The 19223-nt window shown below is 40.0% G+C and carries 11 protein-coding genes; all 11 read right to left on the bottom strand.

The annotated features are described in order from the left end of the window. Positions 1–12 precede the first annotated feature (12 nt). The 11 genes from BCF58_RS04585 to BCF58_RS04535 all read right to left on the bottom strand — a co-directional run bounded on the left by BCF58_RS04585 (position 13) and on the right by BCF58_RS04535 (position 19222). Positions 13–2646, bottom strand: coding sequence for a beta-glucosidase (locus BCF58_RS04585; protein WP_121460602.1), 2634 nt, complete (start codon positions 2644–2646; stop codon positions 13–15). Between the two features lie 201 nt (positions 2647–2847). Next, the gene (locus tag BCF58_RS04580; protein WP_121460601.1) at positions 2848–5586 is read right to left on the bottom strand and encodes a T9SS type A sorting domain-containing protein; all 2739 of its coding nucleotides are present in this window, start codon (positions 5584–5586) and stop codon (positions 2848–2850) included. 266 nt (positions 5587–5852) lie between these two features. Next, positions 5853–8375, bottom strand: coding sequence for a glycosyl hydrolase 115 family protein (locus tag BCF58_RS04575; RefSeq protein ID WP_121460600.1), 2523 nt, complete (start codon positions 8373–8375; stop codon positions 5853–5855). An 88-nt stretch (positions 8376–8463) separates the two neighbouring features. Beyond that, positions 8464–10401: a glycoside hydrolase family 97 protein gene (locus tag BCF58_RS04570; RefSeq protein WP_121460599.1), complete on the bottom strand. Its 1938-nt coding sequence runs from the start codon at positions 10399–10401 to the stop codon at positions 8464–8466. Next, entirely contained in the window at positions 10398–11780 is a 1383-nt protein-coding gene (locus BCF58_RS04565) for a glycoside hydrolase family 43 protein (protein ID WP_121460598.1), read from the bottom strand. The genes BCF58_RS04570 and BCF58_RS04565 overlap by 4 nt, the downstream gene beginning before the upstream one ends. A gap of 26 nt (positions 11781–11806) precedes the next feature. Continuing rightward, a complete protein-coding gene (locus tag BCF58_RS04560) occupies positions 11807–12679 on the bottom strand; it encodes an alpha/beta hydrolase (RefSeq protein ID WP_121460597.1) in 873 nt (290 codons plus the stop codon). Positions 12680–12794: 115 nt separating this feature from the next. After that, the gene (locus tag BCF58_RS04555; protein WP_185144821.1) at positions 12795–14402 is read right to left on the bottom strand and encodes a glycoside hydrolase family 43 protein; all 1608 of its coding nucleotides are present in this window, start codon (positions 14400–14402) and stop codon (positions 12795–12797) included. Positions 14403–14546: 144 nt separating this feature from the next. After that, entirely contained in the window at positions 14547–16265 is a 1719-nt protein-coding gene (locus BCF58_RS04550; protein WP_121460596.1) for a glycoside hydrolase family 43 protein, read from the bottom strand. 51 nt (positions 16266–16316) lie between these two features. Then, a complete protein-coding gene (locus BCF58_RS04545) occupies positions 16317–17591 on the bottom strand; it encodes an MFS transporter (RefSeq protein ID WP_121460595.1) in 1275 nt (424 codons plus the stop codon). After that, positions 17592–18227: a bifunctional 4-hydroxy-2-oxoglutarate aldolase/2-dehydro-3-deoxy-phosphogluconate aldolase gene (locus BCF58_RS04540; protein WP_121460594.1), complete on the bottom strand. Its 636-nt coding sequence runs from the start codon at positions 18225–18227 to the stop codon at positions 17592–17594. It abuts the gene before it with no gap. Further along, entirely contained in the window at positions 18224–19222 is a 999-nt protein-coding gene (locus BCF58_RS04535) for a sugar kinase (RefSeq protein WP_121460593.1), read from the bottom strand. Before BCF58_RS04535 ends, BCF58_RS04540 begins: the two co-directional genes overlap by 4 nt. Position 19223: the final 1 nt, after the last annotated feature.

Genomic DNA, 19223 nt, shown 5'->3' with positions numbered 1-19223 from the left:
CTGAATCAATTTTTATTTTACTTTTAACGAAATACTTTTCAACCCTGCATCATCAGAAGTTCCTCCATAAAAAATGGTATAGTCGCCGGATTTTGAAACCAGATCATCAGCTTTTTCATCATAGAAAGCAAAAGAATTTTTGGAAAGGGTCAGCTGAATATTTTTTGTTTCTTTAGATCTGATTAAAGTTCTTTCAAAAGCTCTTAAAGTTATTACCGGGGCCTGGGAATCCTTATTTCTTTTGATATACACCTGCACTACTTCTTCGCCGTCTCTATCTGAAATATTGGTGACCGGAATTGTGATCATCACATTTTCATTGGTACTGATTGTATTTTTGCTCAGTTTTGAATCTCCGTAAGCAAATTTTGAATAGCTCAAACCATGCCCGAAAGGATAAAGAGGCTTTTCCGTCATATAACGGTACGTTCTCCCCTGCATATCATAATTTTCAAATCCTTCGTGCTTGCTTGTCTTTGAAAGAGCGTTATCCAGCTGCTCAAGGTTTTTGTAAAAGGTAATGGGTAATTTTCCGGAAGGGTTATAATCTCCTGCCAAAACATCTGCTACAGCCGTTCCTCCGGACTGTCCGCCATACCAGGCGTTCAACAGGGCATCATAATTTTTCTCATCCTGTTCCAATCCCAGAGCGCTTCCGGTACAAAGAACAAAAACAACAGGTTTTCCGGTTTTTCTAAGCTCCGCCAACAGGTCCCGCTGGACTTTAGGAAGGGCTATCGAAGTTTTGTCACCGCCTCTGAAGCCTTCTGCATTCACCATCATCTCTTCACCTTCCAGACTTGGAGAAAGTCCGCCCGCGAAGACAATGACGTCTGCATCTTTCACCTTTTCTCTGACTGAAGCAAAATTCACAGGATCTTTTCTGTAGACTTCAAAGCTGATGCTTACATATTTTCCTTTTTGTGTATGACGGAGTTCTATCTGGTATTCTTTTCCTTTTTCCATTTTTACAGAAAACTCCGAAGGATGTCTTGCATCAGGTCCTTTTCTTGTTGCGATTTTTTTCCCGTCCACGAAGAGTGTATAGATATCAGAAGTGGAAGCAGAAAACACAACCTCTCCTGTATAAGTACTTTTGAAAATCCCTGAAATGATAGCCGAGGTATTTTCTCTTCCCACATTGGGTGCAAGTTGGGTCCCGCCAAAGCTGTTGTAGCTGATTGCTGTTGAATTTACAGAAGTATTAGCCGGTTGCCCTTTGAATTCATTGTTATTAAAAAACTCTACTTTCATTCCTTTCGCGCCGTTTTTCTGACTGATGAAATTCTGATAGAGTGACGTTCTGGACGAAGGATCTGTTACTTCGCTTCCTTTTTCGTAGATAATTTCAGCATTTGGAAATTTGGTTTGGATTCCTTCTAAAATCGTTACAATTGAAGAAGGCGTTCCGTTATAGTTTCCCAGCTGCATCAATCCGTCATCAGCATTCGGACCTACAACGGCAATTTTTTTAATATTTCTGCTGAGGGGTAGAACATTGTTTTCGTTTTTCATCAGCACAATTGACTTTTGTGCCATTTTCAGTGCCTGCTTTTTATGTTCTTCAGAATCGACTACAGAATACGGAATTGTATTCCAGTGAACGGAAGATCTCGGATCAAGCATTCCCAGTTCAAACCAACCTTTCAGGATTCGGCGCATCGACGCATCAATATCTTTTTCGGTAATCAGTCCGCTTGCAAGAGATTTATTCAGATTGTTATAGGTATCTCCGCATTCCAGATCCGTGGAATGTTTCAGGGCATCTGCTGCGGTTGTTTTTTCGTCAGGATGAGTGCCATGGTATTTTTTCTGAAAAAAATCAGCCAGTGCCCAGCAGTCTGAGACCACCATTCCGTCATACTTCCATTTTCCACGGAGAATTTCAGTAAGCAAAGTATTATTGGCACAACATGGCTGCCCGTCAAAAGCATTGTAGGCGCACATTACTTCTCTTACATTCCCTTCCTGAACCAATGCTTTAAAAGCGGGAAGATATGTTTCATACAAATCTCTTTTTGAAATTTCTGCGTTATAAGAATGGCGGTTCCATTCCGGTCCGCTGTGTACCGCAAAATGTTTGGCACAGGCGTGGGTTTTAAAATACTTTAGGTCGTTTCCCTGCAGACCTTTTACTGCAGCAACGCCCAGAACAGAGGTAAGATAAGGGTCTTCACCATAGGTTTCCTGGCCTCTTCCCCATCTTGGGTCACGAAAAATATTGATATTGGGTGTCCAGAAGGTAAGTCCTTCGTACCGTCCTGTTTTTAGAGCTTCATCAAAAGACCTGTTGTATTTTGCCCGTGCTTCATCAGAAATCATTTCAAAAGTCTTAAAATGCTCCGGAACATCCCATGTGGCCGCCATCCCGATCGCCTGAGGAAAAACAGTAGCTGTTCCTGCTCTTGCCACCCCATGAAGTGCCTCGTTCCACCATCCGTAGGCAGGAATTTCAAGGCGCGGAACTGCCTGGGAGTTATCCATCATCATTCCTATCTTTTCTTCCGTTGTGAGTAAATTAAGAAGGTTCTCTATTCTTTCATTAACCGGGAGATCCGGATTCCTGAACGGGTATTTATAATGGTTCTGAGCGAATAATAAAGGTGCCGCCAATATTGCATATAGGGTTAATACAATTCTTTTCATAAATATTATGGTTTCAATAAAGTCCTAAAAGCTTTTGTGGCTTTTGCGGTTAATAATTTTTAACTACAGATTTCACGGATTTTCACAGATGACCGTGTATATTATTTTAATGCTTCTCTGTTTCAATCTTTATTCTCCCATCATCGGATGGATATGGATAAAGCCATCATAAGCTATTGTCATGATGGCTTTGGGTTCAATTTACTCTTTGACAAATTTTTGTTTTAACACCGTGCTATTTTTATGAGTGACCTCAATAAAGTAAATACCGGCCGGGAAATCTGCCACATTCATATGGTTTTTCCCTGAATCTATTTTCAATCCGGATCTGATGACACTTCCCCTTCCGTCAAAAATAGCAGCTGCAGCTTCTGAAAAATCAGAATCAATGAAAAGATCTGCTTTTACCGGATTAGGGTATATTTTCACACTTCCTTTTTTGGCTTCAACCGAAATATTTCTGGTGCTTAACAGTCCAAAGTTTAAAGGAAGAACGTTGGCAGAATAGGTATTCTCTTCTGTAAGATAAGCTTTGAAAGATCCTATTACAGGCTCACTTCCGGCAGTTACTTTATAGAAGCCTGTTACTCCGTTTTCTGTTTTCAGAACATAAGCATTAGCCGGAACTTTGATGCTCTGATAGACTCCGTTCATCTGATTGACCGTGATTGCTTTAGGTGTGGAAACATTCCCTGAGCCACTGAAAGTAATATTCCCTGTTGCATTGATGATTACCGGAGTATTCGCAGGAATGATTCCATTTGAAATTGCGGTACAGCTGATATTGCTTACTCCGGGTGACATCGTATAAGCAGTAACTCCGGATGGAATATTAGCCTGGAATGGTAAGATCAGCACATCGTAACCATTAAATGTACGGCTGTAAGAAGCTGTATTGGCTGTAAAGTTAAACGGCACCTGAAAATCCTTACCCTGACCGGAAAGGACAAGATTTGAACAGGCTGTACCTGAAATCACATTATTGGCAGATGAACTTACATTTGCATTCACATAATAAATGCTGTTAGTGTTTGCACTCATAGGCTGCCAGTTATTGGAGGAAGTAACTCCTGCTGCATTTCCGAAGTCCACAGAAGTGTAGTAGCCATTTTCCAGGGCATCCATCAGATAGCTGTCACTAGCGGAATAAGTTCCTCCGAATTTTGAAGCAATTTCATTTCCTACATTGAAATAAACATCTCCCAGATTAAGCGTAAGCACAGAGCTATAATTGGAATTTCTCAATCCTAAAATTCCTTTGCAACCGTCTGTAAGCACCTGCCTTGAAATATCGAATGTGATATCAAAATTTCCTCCCTGTGGAAAATTAATCTTGCCATAATTATACGATTTTGTTACCCCTTGACTGTTGACATAATATAAAGTTGTATTGTCTGAATAGCTTTGCCCCGCAGTTGTATAGCTGTTTACATGCAGGATCAGTTTATTGTACCTGTCATTAAGCTGAAGATATCCGTTAGCTGCAGTCATATTATTACTGATAAGAGGACTTGGATTGGAGAACGTCACCGTTGTATTGCTTATATTGAATCCCGTCCCAAAAGCTGTATTGGTAGGAGTCTGTGTTTCAATTTTATTATAATGGATATCACCGCCTGTCATCAGAGACGCAGGCCTGTCACCGCTTTTATTAAAAACAAAAGTCATGACACTGGAAGGGTTGATATCAGCATTAGGCCGGAATGTTGGCGTACTTATAGAAACAGGCGTGCTCACCATATTGGATTGTGTATTGGTAAGGATTTTTGTTCCTGAAGTCGTATAAAAAGGCAGATCAACCTTCAAACTATAGGCATTCTGAGAAGGATTGATCACCATAAGAACAACCTGATTTCCATCCTGGGAAATATAGGAAGAGCCTTGTAAAACACCGGTTTTGTCATCCCATTTTGCCTCTATTCTCGTCTTTCCTGTTGTATACTTGGCATAATGTGAAAGGATATAGCCTCTTTTGGTCATTACGCCTGCGGGAGTTCCGTAAGTTCCGTCACCCATTAAACCGTAATAACGTTTGGCAGAATAATGGATCCATGCATTGATATTGCCTAATAAAGCATTGTTGACACTGCTGGCAAAAGTAAATGCGTCTGTATTCCAGCTGAAATCACGGGCCGGCTGTGTGGATGAAGAATTCCAGTTGATCAAATATTCTGTCTGCCAGATTTCTTTGTTGTAATTCTGGAATTGCTTGTATGTAGACTGGATGAGTCCATATTGATGACCTCCATAGACTTCAAAATTAGCCATTGCCGCGGGATCCAGCAAAGCACCGGCAAAATTATCTGTAAATCCTACGCTTTCCGGGGCAATGACTTTGCAGTTGATAAGATGTCCGTAATTTTTAATAAAAGTAGTAATTTGAGCCGGCGTCCAGATACATCCCTGATACTGTGCCATTTCATCCGGCTCATTTTGAATGGAAATATAATCAAGATCTACTCCGTTATTCTGAAGATAGGTAACAAAACTGTTGAGATAAAGGGCATAATCCTGATAATTTTCGGTTTTCAGATATCCTATCTGCTGTACGCCGTTGGCATCAGTATACACGGCATTTACGTGGTTATTGGTTTTCCAGGCTGCAGGCATTGTCCACGGAGAGGCAAAAATGGTAAGCCCCATAGATTTGGCAAGCTGTGCTGTAGCTAATACGGAACTCCAGTTACTGCTGTTCTCGGGAATATATAATCTCATAATGTTATATCCACCTTCGCTGGAAGCGCCCCAAAGCGTCTGAATTTCTGATGTAGACATATGGTTATAGGCAAACTGGGGACTGCAGACAAATCCTCCGAATCCTTTTATTTTCTGATACGTAATATTCTTGTCAATTTTTACCGTAGTAAGCTGCCCATACAACATACCACTGAAAAACAAGGCCATAGAATAAATAGCAACAAGACTTAAAAATTTTTTCATAATGTTTTGGTTTAAATATTCGTGATTGCAGGTATAAACGATTGAAATGAGGGCAATAGACTCCCTCTCAAGACAGTTAATTTTCAAAAACCCATCAGGAAATACCCCGAATTATATCAGGCAGCGATCTGTTAAATAAAGTTGCTTACAAAATCATCCGCTGTTCTTTTTCTTCATTCTCTGTCAGGGAACTGTATTTTAGATTGGAATGTAAATTGAGATTACTGATTCATAATTAAAGTGTTTTTTGTTATTAGTATTGTCATTTAGTGAAGTATTTCGCTTTCGGGAGCACCCAGATAAGAAGGTTTTAAACCTCCGGTATTGATCAATATTTTTTCCAGGACAATGCCAGGTTCAAGCACTCTGAAGCGTAAAGTATATTTTCCTGCCTTTTGAATCAAATGCTTTGTTACGGATTTAATAATATGTTCGGACTGCCATTTTCCCAATTCTCCTTTATAATGGCCGTTGAAATTCACGACCTGTGCAGGCTGATTATCCAATGAAATTTCATATCGAAGTCCTTTATTATGATTAAAATTTAAAGTAGGTGCTAAAAGAAGTTCAACGTCAAATTCACCTTTGGATTCAAAGTTAATATCATATTCCAGCCAGATATTTTCATCAGCTTTTGGATAAGCACTCTGCGGAAAGGTTGTTACCCCGGATTTTGTTTTTCCAAAATCAGGAATCACTTCCCAATGGATTCTGTCTGATTGATGAAGCCTTGCAAAGTGTTCCGCTTCAATGGATACATAGCCGTTTTTTTCCTGAAATACTTTTTCTTTGGGAATCTCGGCTTCAGAAATATAGGTGACTTCAGGCATTATATTTTCTTTTCCGTCCGCCCAGCTTTTGTATCCTATCCTCATCTGATCCATCATATGTTTCCATTTTCCTCCGGCGATCACATTGTTGTATTGGTTGTCCAGATAAGCGTTCCTATCAAAGCATGCCTTCACTTTATCCGCGTAGAAATTGGCTCCCGGATCTTTTTTCGCTGACAGCTCCCTGTTTTTTGCCACCACATAGTACATTTCGTATAAATTACTACAGGCATCAATCGGGTACAAAACCAACTGATAATAGGCATCCTGATATTCAGCAGGAATCTGCTCTTTTAACCGTAGGGCTTCTACTGTCAATGCTTTGTAATCATTTAAAACAGTTTCAAATTCATGATAATTCTGAAGGCTGTACGTTTTGCTGTCAAGGGTTTCAGGCGTTACTCTTCTGTTATATTTGGCATAAAGATTAATCATCCCGGCAATTTCTTTTGCGTGTTTATCTCCAAACTGCTGAGCAACCCATTTTTCGGTATACCCGAAAAGATTTTTAGTATTAAACTGCTTTGGATTCCAAGCCATTTCCAGAAAAAAACTGATCGGAAACTCCATCGGTTTTAAATCTCCTACATTGACGATCCAAAGCTTGTCGACTTTGTGTTCATAAGAAAGGTTCATTTGTTCCCAGACTCTCTGGATGGGACTGATGTTGATCCATTTGGAATTTCTGGGTCCGCCCACATAATCGAAATGATAGTAGATTCCGTATCCACCTTTATGTAAAGGTTTTGAAAGGTCGGGAAGCTTTCTTACATTCCCCCAGTTATCATCACAGAACAGCAGGATCACATCATCCGGAACCCGCATTCCTTTATCATAATAATCCTGAACTTCTTTATACAATGCCCATACCTGAGGGGTTTTATCAGCTTTTTTCCCGGTAACCTCAGCAATAATTTTACGCTGGTCTTTTACAATTTTTTCCAGAAGGGAAATATTGGTTCCCTCTCCCATCGCTTCGTCGCCGTCACCACGCATTCCTATCGTAACGAGCTTTTCCCGGTTTTTGCTTCTTTCCATTCCGGATTTCCAGAATTTTTGCAGCACTTCTGCATTTTTAGCATAATCCCAGACATTCGGGAGGTTATTTTTTTTGATATACCTGTGCCAGTCGGTCTGTGCCAAAGCCATAGGCTCATGGTGGGAAGTTCCCATGACAATACCCATTTCATTGGCCAGCGAACCGCTCAGAGCATCATCGTCATAAAACGCTTTCCCCCACATCGCCGGCCAGATATAGTTTCCTTTAAGGCGAAGAATCAGCTCAAAAACTTTCTCGTAAAATTGACTATTTACTCCTCCAAATGTTGCTCTTGCCCATCCTCCAAGTGAAGGTTCTTCATCGTTAAGGAAAATACCACGGTATTCTACAGCAGGTTCACCATCGGTATACATTCCTTTTTTGAAATATAAATTTTCTTTTACCTGAACCGGAACATCTGCCCAATAATACCATGGTGAAACGCCTATCTGCTGAGACATTTCATAAATCCCATAAATGGTTCCCCTTTTATCACTTCCCGCAATCACAATGGCTTCAGAAACTCCCGGAAAAGGATTACTGACATTCTGAATGATATATTTTTCCCTTTTCCCTATTAATGCTTTTCCATCAAGCTTTTTCTGCCTGATTAAATCATCAATGACAGATTTTGTCCCAACAGTTCCTATAATCAGTAAAGGAGACTGCATTCCTGAAATCTGGTTAAGAATTACCGGCTGTTCTCCTGTCACTTTCTGAAAGTCAGTTTGCAGATTTTTTACGGCTCTCATAATCCCCTGATCTGTTCCGGAGCCCGCAAAAATAGAAAGATTGAGCGTTTTTGCTTTTAAAATAATATTTCCGGGATTTTTCTCAGTGCTGATAAACGGTTCTGCAGCATGGATCTTTAGACAAAACCCAAACAACACAACAACGACAAATATTTTCAGGTGATTCATAATCAGTTTTATTTAATTTTAAGAAACTCTGTGTTCTTTTTACTCAATTCAAACCTTGCAGGCTTTGAAAACTTAAGATTTACGCAGATTAATCTTTCAGCGTAAAACCACCCTGCGGCTGTACTTCAATGCTGAAATCTCCTTTTGCATTTATTTTTACTTCTTTCTCTGATGTATTTCCTTTCGTATCATCATTGATAAGCTTTACGGTTTTTCCGGCAAACATCGGAAGCTTTATTTTCAGCTTTTGGGATTGTTTTTCAGCATTCACGCCAACCACATACCATTGATCCGCATGTCTTCTCGCAACCACGGCATATTTTCCGGGATAACCGTCTATGAAAACTGTTTCATCCCAAAGTGTCGGAACCTCTTTCATAAAGGTGAGCTGAAATTCCGGAGCATCGGTCAGGTTATTCGGCATGATACCAAACATCTGAACGGGATTCTGAAACAGTACTGCTGTAGCCAGCTGAAATCCGTCTGTGGTATGTCTTTTATTTTTGTCCCTGTTGGATTCTGTCAAGTATTTATTGAGAAAAGTTCCTCCGAATTCCATACTTCCCACTGTATTTCTGATGAAAGGATGAAGTGTGGCAAAAAAAGCTTCCTCCTTGCGTACATCTTCTGAGAAATACAGCATTTCTGAAGCAAGAACGGCCTCGCTTCCTGCGTAATTCGGGTACATCACTTCCCAGCCTCTCGGTACAGTGGCTCCGTGAAAAATAATGGTTAATCCATAATCATTGGCATCGGACAGAATATCTTCATAAAGACGCATGGTTTCCTGTTTGTCTCCTCCGAAGAAATCCACTTTCAATCCCTTTACTCCTGCTTCTTTCAGCCATTTCATTTCTTTTTTACGTTCAACGGATGAGCTCATTTTATTTTTAGGCCCCATGGGCGCATCATTAGCCGCACCATTGGAATTATACCAGAGCAACACGCCTACATTTCTGGATTTTGCATATTGAACGAGGGTTTTCATTCGTTCTTTTCCAATATTTTTATCCCAAAGCGCATCGATAAGAATAAACTGATATTTCAACGCAGCAGCCAGATCTATGAATTTCACCTGATCATCATAGTTCATACTTTTGTCCTGCCACAGAATCCAGCTCCAGGTAGATTTTCCGAACTGATAATCCTGTGAAGGCTCATACATCGGATCTACCACATCAAAAGGAATGGTGGTTTCTACGACAGGTTTCAAAGAACTGCCCACGGTAATTGTTCTCCAGGGTGTTTTTCCGGGAAGTGAGACTGCTGCTCCAGTACTTCCGAAACCGTTATTTTCAGCAATTTTCGGATAGGCTACTTTGTAAAGGCTTTTTTCTGCTGTGGTTTCAAGGTGTGAAGCACAATACGAACTGTTCACTCCTGTCTCGGAAAGCAATACCCAACCTTCATTTCCGATATGGAAAAGACCAGGGAAAACGTACCCGTAATCAGATGATATTCCCAGTTCAGCATCTGCTTTATAGCCACTTTCATAACTTGGCGCTGTGCGGGCAAATCCGGTCATCGGTTTCATCATAGGTGAAAGAAAAGTAGTGGTTTGTGACGGGAATCTATAACCTGTAATTTCTGACTGTACCACAACACTCAGCCGTTCTTTCATTGGTGGAATATTATAGTGAAAAGCAATATTGTTGTTGCTTACCTGAAATTCAATGTTTATTTGATGTTGGTCTGCGTTGATGAAACTAACCGATAAAGTATTAGCCTTATAATCAATCTCATATTTTTTGATCTTTGCGTTTGTGTATTTCTTAGAAACCACGTCTTTTTGGCTGTCAGTAAATTTCAGATTATTTGAAAAATCGGACTCATTGGTTACCAGGCCCAGCGGGGATTTTTCAAGCATTATTTTTCCCTGAAGCATCACATTATATAATGCCTTTCCATCTTCTGAAAAGACATGAAGCTTCAGGTGTCCATCTGGGCTTGAAATTTCTGCTACCTGCGCAAAGCTTTTGCTAATCAGAAACAAGCTGAATACGATATATAAAACTTTTTTTCTCATAACTCATTATTTTCAAGAAAGGTCCAGTAATCGAAATACATAATATCTGTTGAGGCTTTGCCATTGAATACAAAATACAGATCATGAATGCCGGCAATCTTTTCAGTAATCTGAACTTTTACCGTTTCCCAGCGATCATCCCCACCCGTCAGCGGGACCTTTACCATTGCGGCAACCGGGCCGTTCACAGCATCCAGATGAATAGTCATTGTTATGTCACTGTTATGGGTAGTTCCTATCCTTGCAGAGAAAGCACCGGCTCCTTTTTTTCGGAAATCCACATTCTTTACACTGGTATACGCCCCATTTTTCTTTGCTTTGATGAAAACATCAGCCTCTTTATTCTGATAAGATTTTACATTTTCTGACCATGCAATCATTTCAGCCTGGTTGAACGAATAGGGATTAACTGCAGCAATAGCTTTTGTAATTCCATTGGTCATTTTAAAGGGTGAAATAGAGCCATCTTTATTGAAAGTAAGCTCTTCCAGGCTTACCGATCTTGTAAACCCGCTTCCGCCAGGCAACGCACCATTGTGATAAAAGAAATAGGTTTTCCCCCGGAAATCAATAACACCGGGATGATTGGTGAATGACTTTCCTTCAGCAGGCATGATAATTCCTCCATATTTCCAAGGGCCCTGCACAGTTTTGCTGGTAGAATATCCTATGAATTCAGGAAGCGGACCACCCGGCCAGAAAAGATAATACAGATTTTTTCTTTTGTACAGCCACGGGCCTTCTTCATATTTTGTTGGCCTTTCCGGATTGGGTTTTCCATCTCTTTTTCCAAATGATTCTTCTGTCATCGGAACTTCTATGATGTTTCCGGAATAGGAAATCATATCTTCATTCAGCTTGACATATTTCAATTTGGGATTTCCCCAGTACATATGGGCCTGGCCTTCATCATCCACAAAAACTGTAGGATCAATATCTCCCCATTCGCTCTGAACCAGAGGTTTTCCCAATGGATCATGGAAAGGCCCAAACGGACTGTCGCCGACAGCAACTCCTATAGCGCCTTTGTTATTGGTTTTTGACCACATCGGAACATACATAAAAAATTTCCCATTCCTTTCTATGCATTGTGCGGCCCAGGCATCACGCTTTGCCCAATCGAAATCTTTATAGGAAAGAACCGTTCCGTGGTCTGTCCAATTGACCATATCATTCGTGGAATAGACTTTCCAGTCGTTCATAGTAAACCAGGTGGACTCATCTTCATCGTGTGTGGTATACACATACAGTCTGTCATTATAAACCATCGGTGCAGGGTCTGCGGTATAATTGGTCTGAATGATAGGATTCTGAGCAAATCCCATCGAAAATAAACCTACTATAGCAATGCAACTGATATGTATTTTGCGGATATTCATAGAACAGAGAATTTGGATGTAAACTTTTATTCTGACTTCAGCATGAGATTAATATCTCCCTGCTTTATGGGCCTGAAAAGAAGCTGGGAAAACAGATACAGGTCATTTTTCCAGACTTTGAAATCGTGGCCGCCCGGTTCTACATAAAAAATATGAGGAATCTTATTTTCTGTAAGATAGTCGCTTGTTCTTTTACTGAAAGGCATCAGTCTGTCCTGATCTCCGCATGAAATCCAAAGAAGCTTTAATTGTTTAGCTTTGGACGGATCAGGAAGAAGCTGTTCAGGCTCTTTGGTATTCGGAGCTGCGGAAAAGGCACCTATCCAGGCGAACCTGTCAATATTTCCCAGTCCGAAATTCAGGGTTTGGCCGCCTCCCATGGAAAGTCCCGCAATGGCTCTGTCGTTTCTGTCTTTTTTTACCGGATATTTTTTTTCTACAAAAGGAATCAGATCATTCAGCAGGTCTTTTTCAAAAGTTGCAAAAGCTTCCACTTTATCCTTTGCCATGATGTCGCCGGTTGCTCTGTTGTCTTTCATCGCCCGTCCGTTGGGAAGTACAACGATCATGGGAATAAGCTTTCCTTTGGCATAGAGATTATCTAAAATAATCTGGGGTGTCCCATTTCTAAACCATTCTTTTTCATCTCCCCCAATGCCGTGAAGCAGATATAAAACAGGATATTTATTGCCTTGTTTAAATCCGGGAGGCGTATATACCAATGCTTTGCGTGTAGTACCAACGGTTACAGACGAATATTGTATGGTATCAATCTTTCCGTGTGGAATTTCTTTTTTCTCCGTATCAAAATCCTGTGGTGCTTTTTTCTCAAAAGCCTGTGCAGAAATAAAAACTCCTGACAGCATGAAACCTAATGCTAATACAACTGATTTATTCATGATTTTTTATTTGTATTTTCAACACTTATTATTTCAGATAAAAAAATAATAGCATATTATTTTATGTATATATTTACAGCAGACTTTTCTTTGCCTTTCTGATTTTTATATTATTTCATTTTCCTGCTTCATTGATTTTGAAAAAATCCACATCTATGAATCCTCCGGTATTTTTAGTGGCATAATTAAAAATTGCAAATTTCGACCCCATAAAAAATCTACGGTAATCAAAAATCATTTTGTAGTCTTTTGCCATTTCCGTCCAGTTCTTCTGATCGGTACTGTAATAAAAGTCTGCAAGATCTTTACCGAGGTTAAAATTGGCATCAATACGAAGGGAAACCTTATCCGAATTGAGTGGAATCCGTTTTTTCTCTTCTTTTTTAACCCCAATAATGGCTTTTGTTTTACTGTCCAGGCTTACTTCATTGGTTGAAAAAATAATGAATTTTTCATCACCTTCCTTCACTACTGACAAGATTCCGGAATCACCGTTGAAAGCACTGAAGCCTGCAACATCTCCGTCTTTCATTCCTTTAAGATCCATCGTGACAACCGCTGAAGAAGTCGGACCTTCCATTCTCTGGGTTAAAGTATTGGGTGCCGCATACAGATTGTCTACGACTCTGCTGGTTTTCAGTCTGAGAAATCCTTTTCTTTCGGATAAAGACCACGCTTCATTCACCGGATTATGATTCCACTGCCACTGGATCTTCATTTTTTTGTCAGAAAACTCATCACTTTCCACCAGATGATTTTTTGCTTTGAATGGTGGAAGAGGAACTTCTCCTTTCAGAGGAACTTTTCCATTATTTCCCAAGACCGGCCAATCGTTTTCCCATTGAACAGGCAATAAAATCGGGACGCGCCCCACCCCATTTCTGTCTTGGAAAATAAGGGAATACCAGTTTCCGTTCTTATCATCTATTAAAGCTCCCTGACCTGCATAGGAAAATCCTAAAAAATTGTCTTCCAGAATTACCTTTTTCTCATAAGGGCCTGCCACTTTATCCGCTCTGTAGACTACCTGACGGCGTTTTCCGTTTCTGGGCCATGAAATCATCATCATGTAGTATTTTCCGTTTCTTTTGATGATCTGATTTCCTTCCAGAAGTCCGGTTTCCGAAGCATCTTTCTGAAACACTTCAGTTCCATCCGGATTTCCTATGACCTCTTTACAATCAGGACTCAGTTCAAAAACTTTGTTGGAAGTGAAAACATATACCTTGTCATCATCATCGAAAAACAGTGAGGCATCATGAAAATGCCGTGTTCTGGTGATCAATTTCCATTTTCCTTTTTCAGGATGATCAGTCACATAGAAATAAGATTTGAAAGGTTCATCATTCGGAGAAAACAAAACATAGTATTTCCCTTTATGATAGCGGATTGAAGAAGCCCATTGGCCTCTCCCGTAAACGGTTCCGTTCAGTAAATCATATTTTGAATTGTCATTCAGGGTATCAAAAACATACCCGGACATTTCCCAATGTACCAGATCCCTGGAGTGCATCACCGGAGCTCCCGGCATCAGATGCATAGTGGTACTGATCAGGTAAAAATCACTTCCGTTTCTGGTAATCGATAAATCAGGTGCATCAGCCCATATGATGGGATTGGTAAAGGATGTACTCTGTTTTCCGGAAGGATTTACCTGGGCTGAAAGAAGATTCAGCCCGATAAATCCCAATAAAGAAACTATATAAGATTTTTTGGTTTTCAAGATGTACTGTTATGTTTGGTTTTACTCTTAGTTTTTCAATTTTAAAATACTTAATTGTTGTCACTAAGTATTTTTTGTTACTGTCAATAAAAGACTGGATTCTTCATTTCACTTCGTTCCATTCAGAATGACAGATCTCTCATACTATTGTGGCACAATATCATTGGAAGAGGTACTGTACAGCCCTATAAGGCTTCCTGTAAAACCTCCCGCTACGTCAGTAGAGAGTATATCTCCTGAAACCGGTCCGCCAAGATTTTTGTAATTTTTACCATCCAGCGAATAATTAAAACTATGTTCATCTTTATCAGCAATCACCTGCAGTTTAACCGGTTTGAATAATGAAATTTTCTCGCTTGCAATTAACTTGGATTCTCCTTTTTCGGTTCTTTCCAATACGATATAGAAATCTTTATCCTTTTTTGTAATTCCAAAAACATAATTGAATTTTTCACTCTGATAGCAGGTAATTCCTGCCAGCTCTTTTTCGGATTTAGGTTTAAAATCCAGGGTTACAGAGGTTTCAAAAGATTCATGCTGTAATCTGTGGAACAGTGCTGAAACCGGAGCCAATGCTTTGATATTGGTTGCAAAAGGATTTACTTTCACACCGTTTTTGGTAATATTGATGAAGCTTTCACGAGGTCTGCGCATGGCAATCCATCGGTAATCAAGATTTTTATCTGTCAGCTTATCGGCATAAGTAAAGTTTCCGTTGGGAAAAAATCCGTTTTGTCCGTTGTGATTCTGAGCTCCTTCAGGCAATTTCAGTTTCGGTTTCATTGGAACCAGCCCATTTTGGAAAACAGGGTAAGTTCCGCTCCAGTCAACCGGAAGGATAAATGTTTCACGGCCTTTGTTAACACGGTTTTTCTCGTTGGGGCGTATGGCAAGAAATACTCCGTAATATTGGCCTTCCGGAGTTTCTACAAGATCCGCATGACCGGCCCAGTCTACTTTTTCTTTTCTGTCTTTCGGGAAGTAACGCTGTGTCAGAATCGGGTTATTGCCAGCCGGAATATAAGGTCCTTTTGGAGAACCGGACATAAATATAACTTCGCTGTGGTTTCCTCCGGTTCCTCCTTCTGCACACATCAGGTAATATTTACCATTCTTTTTGTAGATATGTGGCCCCTCAATCCAGATGGGTTTTTGGGAAAGATCAACGCCGCCGTTGACAATAATCTTATCCGAACCCGGTACTACCTGGTCCTTTTCGAGATCATATTCCCAGATTTTAATGACGCGGTGGCCATTGTACTGCTCAGTACCTTTTGGCGGAGCATCGTTGTGAACGATGTATGCTTTTCCGTCATCATCAAAGAAAATAGCAGGATCAATACCGTCAAAATTCAGTTTCTGAACTTCGCTCCATCCTTTTGCCGGATCCTTGGTTTTTACGACCATATTTCCGATACCGCCTGCAATTTGGGTAGTAATCATGTAAAAAGTGTCGTTATGTTTATTGTATTTTATATCCGGTGCATAAATTCCTTGAGAAACGCCTGATTTTTCAACCTTAAGCTGTGAAGGTCTGTCCAGGACGTGTCCCACCTGCTTCCAGTTTACCAGATCTTTTGAAGTAAAAATCGGAACTCCCGGAAACATTGAAAATGAGGAGTTCACAAGATAATAATCTTTCCCTTTTCTGGTAATGCTGGGATCGGGATAACAACCTTGAAGGATCGGCGAATAGAACTCATCCGGCTTAAGAGGATTGTCATTATATATTTTATCGTTTCCATGGTAAGTAAAGTCTGAGAAAGTCTGGGCAGAAATAGTCGTCACAGAAAGCAAAGCTGCTGCCGCAAGGACATAGGTTTTATTCCTGAAAAAAGTTAAATCCATTATATTCTGTTTCATTGTTATTCTTTTTTTATAATTTTTTAATGTTTTATGATTTTTAGCTTCAATCTAAACGGTTTTCTTGCGGTTGATGATTTTAATCAATCCCCAGGCTGTAACGTAAGATATTCCAGCTATGAAAAATATGATATTATAGCCTCCGTTGATATTTCCTGATTTTTTAAAGGTATCTAGAACGATTCCGATAAAAAGCGGAAAAACAATTCCTGCTGCCGAGCCTAGCATACCACCAAATCCTATCACGGAACTTACATAATGATTAGGCAGCCGATCTCCGACCGTAGTCATAAGATTGGCTCCCCAACCCTGATGTGCAGCTGTGGCAAGGGCAATAATCAGGGTAATCAGCCACATATTGTCTACATATTTTGAAAACATTACCGGAACAACCATCAATGCAAAGAGTAACATCGTAAAGCTTCTTGCTCTTCCGATCGCCCAGCCTTTTTTGATCAGAAATGATGAGAGATATCCTCCACCGATGCTTCCTATCGTGGTTCCGCTGTAAATAATAATCAACGGAACGGATGGTTTTGTTAAATCCATTTTGAATACATCCGAGAAATATGCCGGCAGCCAGAACATGAAGAAATACCAGATAGGATCAGTTAAAATTTTACCGATAGCAAATGACCATGTTACTTTATATTTAAGTAATTCTGATAAAGGAATTTTAGTTTTCTCTTCTATTTTTTTATCCTGATCGCTTTTTATGTATTGCAATTCTTCCTTACTAAGATTTTTTGTTTTTTCCGGTATGGCGTAGAATTTCCACCAAAGGATAATCCAAACCATGCCTAAAGCACCAATCCATACAAATGTCTGCCTCCATCCGTAATGCCCGAGAATGAACGGAACCAGCAGCGGTGCTAAAATAGCCCCCACCGTTGCTCCCGAGTTAAAAATCCCCGTTGCCAGTGCCCTTTCCTTTTTCGGGAACCATTCAGCCACAGATTTGATGGCGGCAGGAAAGTTCCCTGCTTCACTGATTCCTAAGGTACTTCTCGCTATAATAAATCCTAGTGTACTTTTGACAAACCCATGTCCTATAGAGGCAAGACTCCATACAATAAGGGAAACAGCATACCCTATTTTGGTTCCCACTCTGTCTATAAATCGCCCCATCGCCAGGTAACCGATAGCGTAAGTAGTGGTAAATGCCATTACAATGTAGCTGTAATCTTTTTCATCCCAGTTGAATTCTTTTTCCAGCACAGGTTTCAGCAAACCCATCACCTGACGGTCAAGATAGTTGATCGTAGTGGCGAGAAAGACGAGAGACAGCATCCACCATCTTATATTGCGGTTTTTAGGAGCCTGCATTTAGTTATGATTAATTTGTTGTTGTAATTTTTTTGTTTTCAGAGTCAGTTCTTCTTCATTAACATCTTTTCCTATAAGTGAGCTTCCCAGTCCAACTGCTACAGCACCTCCATTGAGCCATTCTCTGATATCTTCAGTTTCTGCATGGATTCCTCCGGTTGGCATGAAATTCATTCCCGGGAAAACAGGCTGTACCGATTTAATATAGTTCTTCCCTAAAGCATCTGCCGGGAATACTTTAACCAGTGTTAACCCATTCTGAAATGCAATATTGATATCGGAAGGGGTAAAACAACCCGGAATCAGAAGAATGTTTTTTTCGAGAGCATGTCTCACCAATGCTTCACTGATGACCGGTGTAATGATGAAATCTGCTTTCACATTGGCATAATCATCTATTTCATGTATGTTTTTTACCGTCCCTATTCCTAACAGAAGTTCAGGAAATTCTGTATGAGAAATAGCTTTCAGCCGGGTAAAATTTTCCAATGCCCGATGACCGCGGTTGGTGTATTCTATTACATGGATTCCTGCTTCGTATAAAGCTTTTATGATATTTTTTGAGACTTCAAACGATTCATCATAAAACAACGGAACTATTTTCTGGTCTTTTATTTTTTGTACTATTTCAGTCATAATTTTTCGATATTAATGCGTTCATCAATGGTATCTCCCTTTACAAAAAGCTTTTTAAAAGCCACTTTTGTGGCATCTTCCAGGATCTGCTGATCAGGATTTCCTTTTAAAACCCCATGAATCAAAGCAGCCATAAAAGAATCCCCGCTTCCTACTCTTTCTTCAATTTTGTCTGCCTTATATTTTTCTGAAACCAAGAGCCTTTCATCAGTAAATAAGGTGGCAAAATAATTGACCTCTTCTCCGTTTGTAAAGCGGAAGGTATTAGCTATCTTTTCTACATCTGGAAACTGTTTACAGATTTCCAACGCTGTTTTTTCGGCTTGTTTCAGAAGATTTTCATCGTCAAAATTTCCGTTAAGCTCATATTCAACAGGAATATTCAGGAACTGCTCAACAGACCAGATATTTCCCATAAGAACATTCACAAAAGGCATCAGCTCTTTAATTTTGTGAGGATTTTGGTTTTGCCAAAGCAACGCTCTGTAATTCAGGTCGAGGGAAACCGTAATATTTCTTGTCCTGGCTTCTCTCATAATTTGCAGGCATTTCTGAAACGCATTATCACTCAAAGCCGGTGTGATGGTACTGATATGCAGCCATTTTACTTCTGAAAATATTTCATCATCACTAAATGTTTCAAAACCCGATTGGGTAAAAACAGACGGAAAGCGATCGTACACCACTGAAGCATTCTGCATATCTCCATCGGAAGACAGATAAAATGTTCCTATTCTTCCTTTATTTTTTTCTGCAAGGACTTCTATTCCTTTATTTTTAAGCTGAGATTCCAGCTGGTTTCCTACAAAATTTTCAGGCAAAGCTGATAGCAGCTTTACAGAATTCTTCCACTGGGAAATTGCCGCTGCTACATTGTATTCAGCTCCGCCTATGTACATCTTAAGAGACTGCTCATTCAACCAGTTCCCTTCGGAATCCGGGGCAAAGTGGAGAAGCAGTTCACCGAAACATAGTATTTTTGCTGAATCCTGCATG

Origin of the sequence: Chryseobacterium defluvii, from assembly GCF_003634775.1 — a bacterium.
Classification (GTDB): Bacteria; Bacteroidota; Bacteroidia; order Flavobacteriales; family Weeksellaceae; genus Chryseobacterium; species Chryseobacterium defluvii.
This window is presented reverse-complemented; position numbering and strand designations above follow the sequence as displayed.

What these genes read in the sequence shown, in the direction of transcription:
- BCF58_RS04545 (WP_121460595.1), bottom strand. Translation starts at nt 17,591, where the DNA reads ATGCAGGCTCCTAAAAACCGCAATATAAGATGGTGGATGCTGTCTCTC.
- BCF58_RS04575 (WP_121460600.1), bottom strand. Translation starts at nt 8,375, where the DNA reads ATGAATCACCTGAAAATATTTGTCGTTGTTGTGTTGTTTGGGTTTTGT.
- BCF58_RS04570 (WP_121460599.1), bottom strand. Translation starts at nt 10,401, where the DNA reads ATGAGAAAAAAAGTTTTATATATCGTATTCAGCTTGTTTCTGATTAGC.
- BCF58_RS04585 (WP_121460602.1), bottom strand. Translation starts at nt 2,646, where the DNA reads ATGAAAAGAATTGTATTAACCCTATATGCAATATTGGCGGCACCTTTA.
- BCF58_RS04580 (WP_121460601.1), bottom strand. Translation starts at nt 5,586, where the DNA reads ATGAAAAAATTTTTAAGTCTTGTTGCTATTTATTCTATGGCCTTGTTT.
- BCF58_RS04565 (WP_121460598.1), bottom strand. Translation starts at nt 11,780, where the DNA reads ATGAATATCCGCAAAATACATATCAGTTGCATTGCTATAGTAGGTTTA.
- BCF58_RS04560 (WP_121460597.1), bottom strand. Translation starts at nt 12,679, where the DNA reads ATGAATAAATCAGTTGTATTAGCATTAGGTTTCATGCTGTCAGGAGTT.
- BCF58_RS04550 (WP_121460596.1), bottom strand. Translation starts at nt 16,265, where the DNA reads ATGAAACAGAATATAATGGATTTAACTTTTTTCAGGAATAAAACCTAT.
- BCF58_RS04535 (WP_121460593.1), bottom strand. Translation starts at nt 19,222, where the DNA reads ATGCAGGATTCAGCAAAAATACTATGTTTCGGTGAACTGCTTCTCCAC.
- BCF58_RS04540 (WP_121460594.1), bottom strand. Translation starts at nt 18,227, where the DNA reads ATGACTGAAATAGTACAAAAAATAAAAGACCAGAAAATAGTTCCGTTG.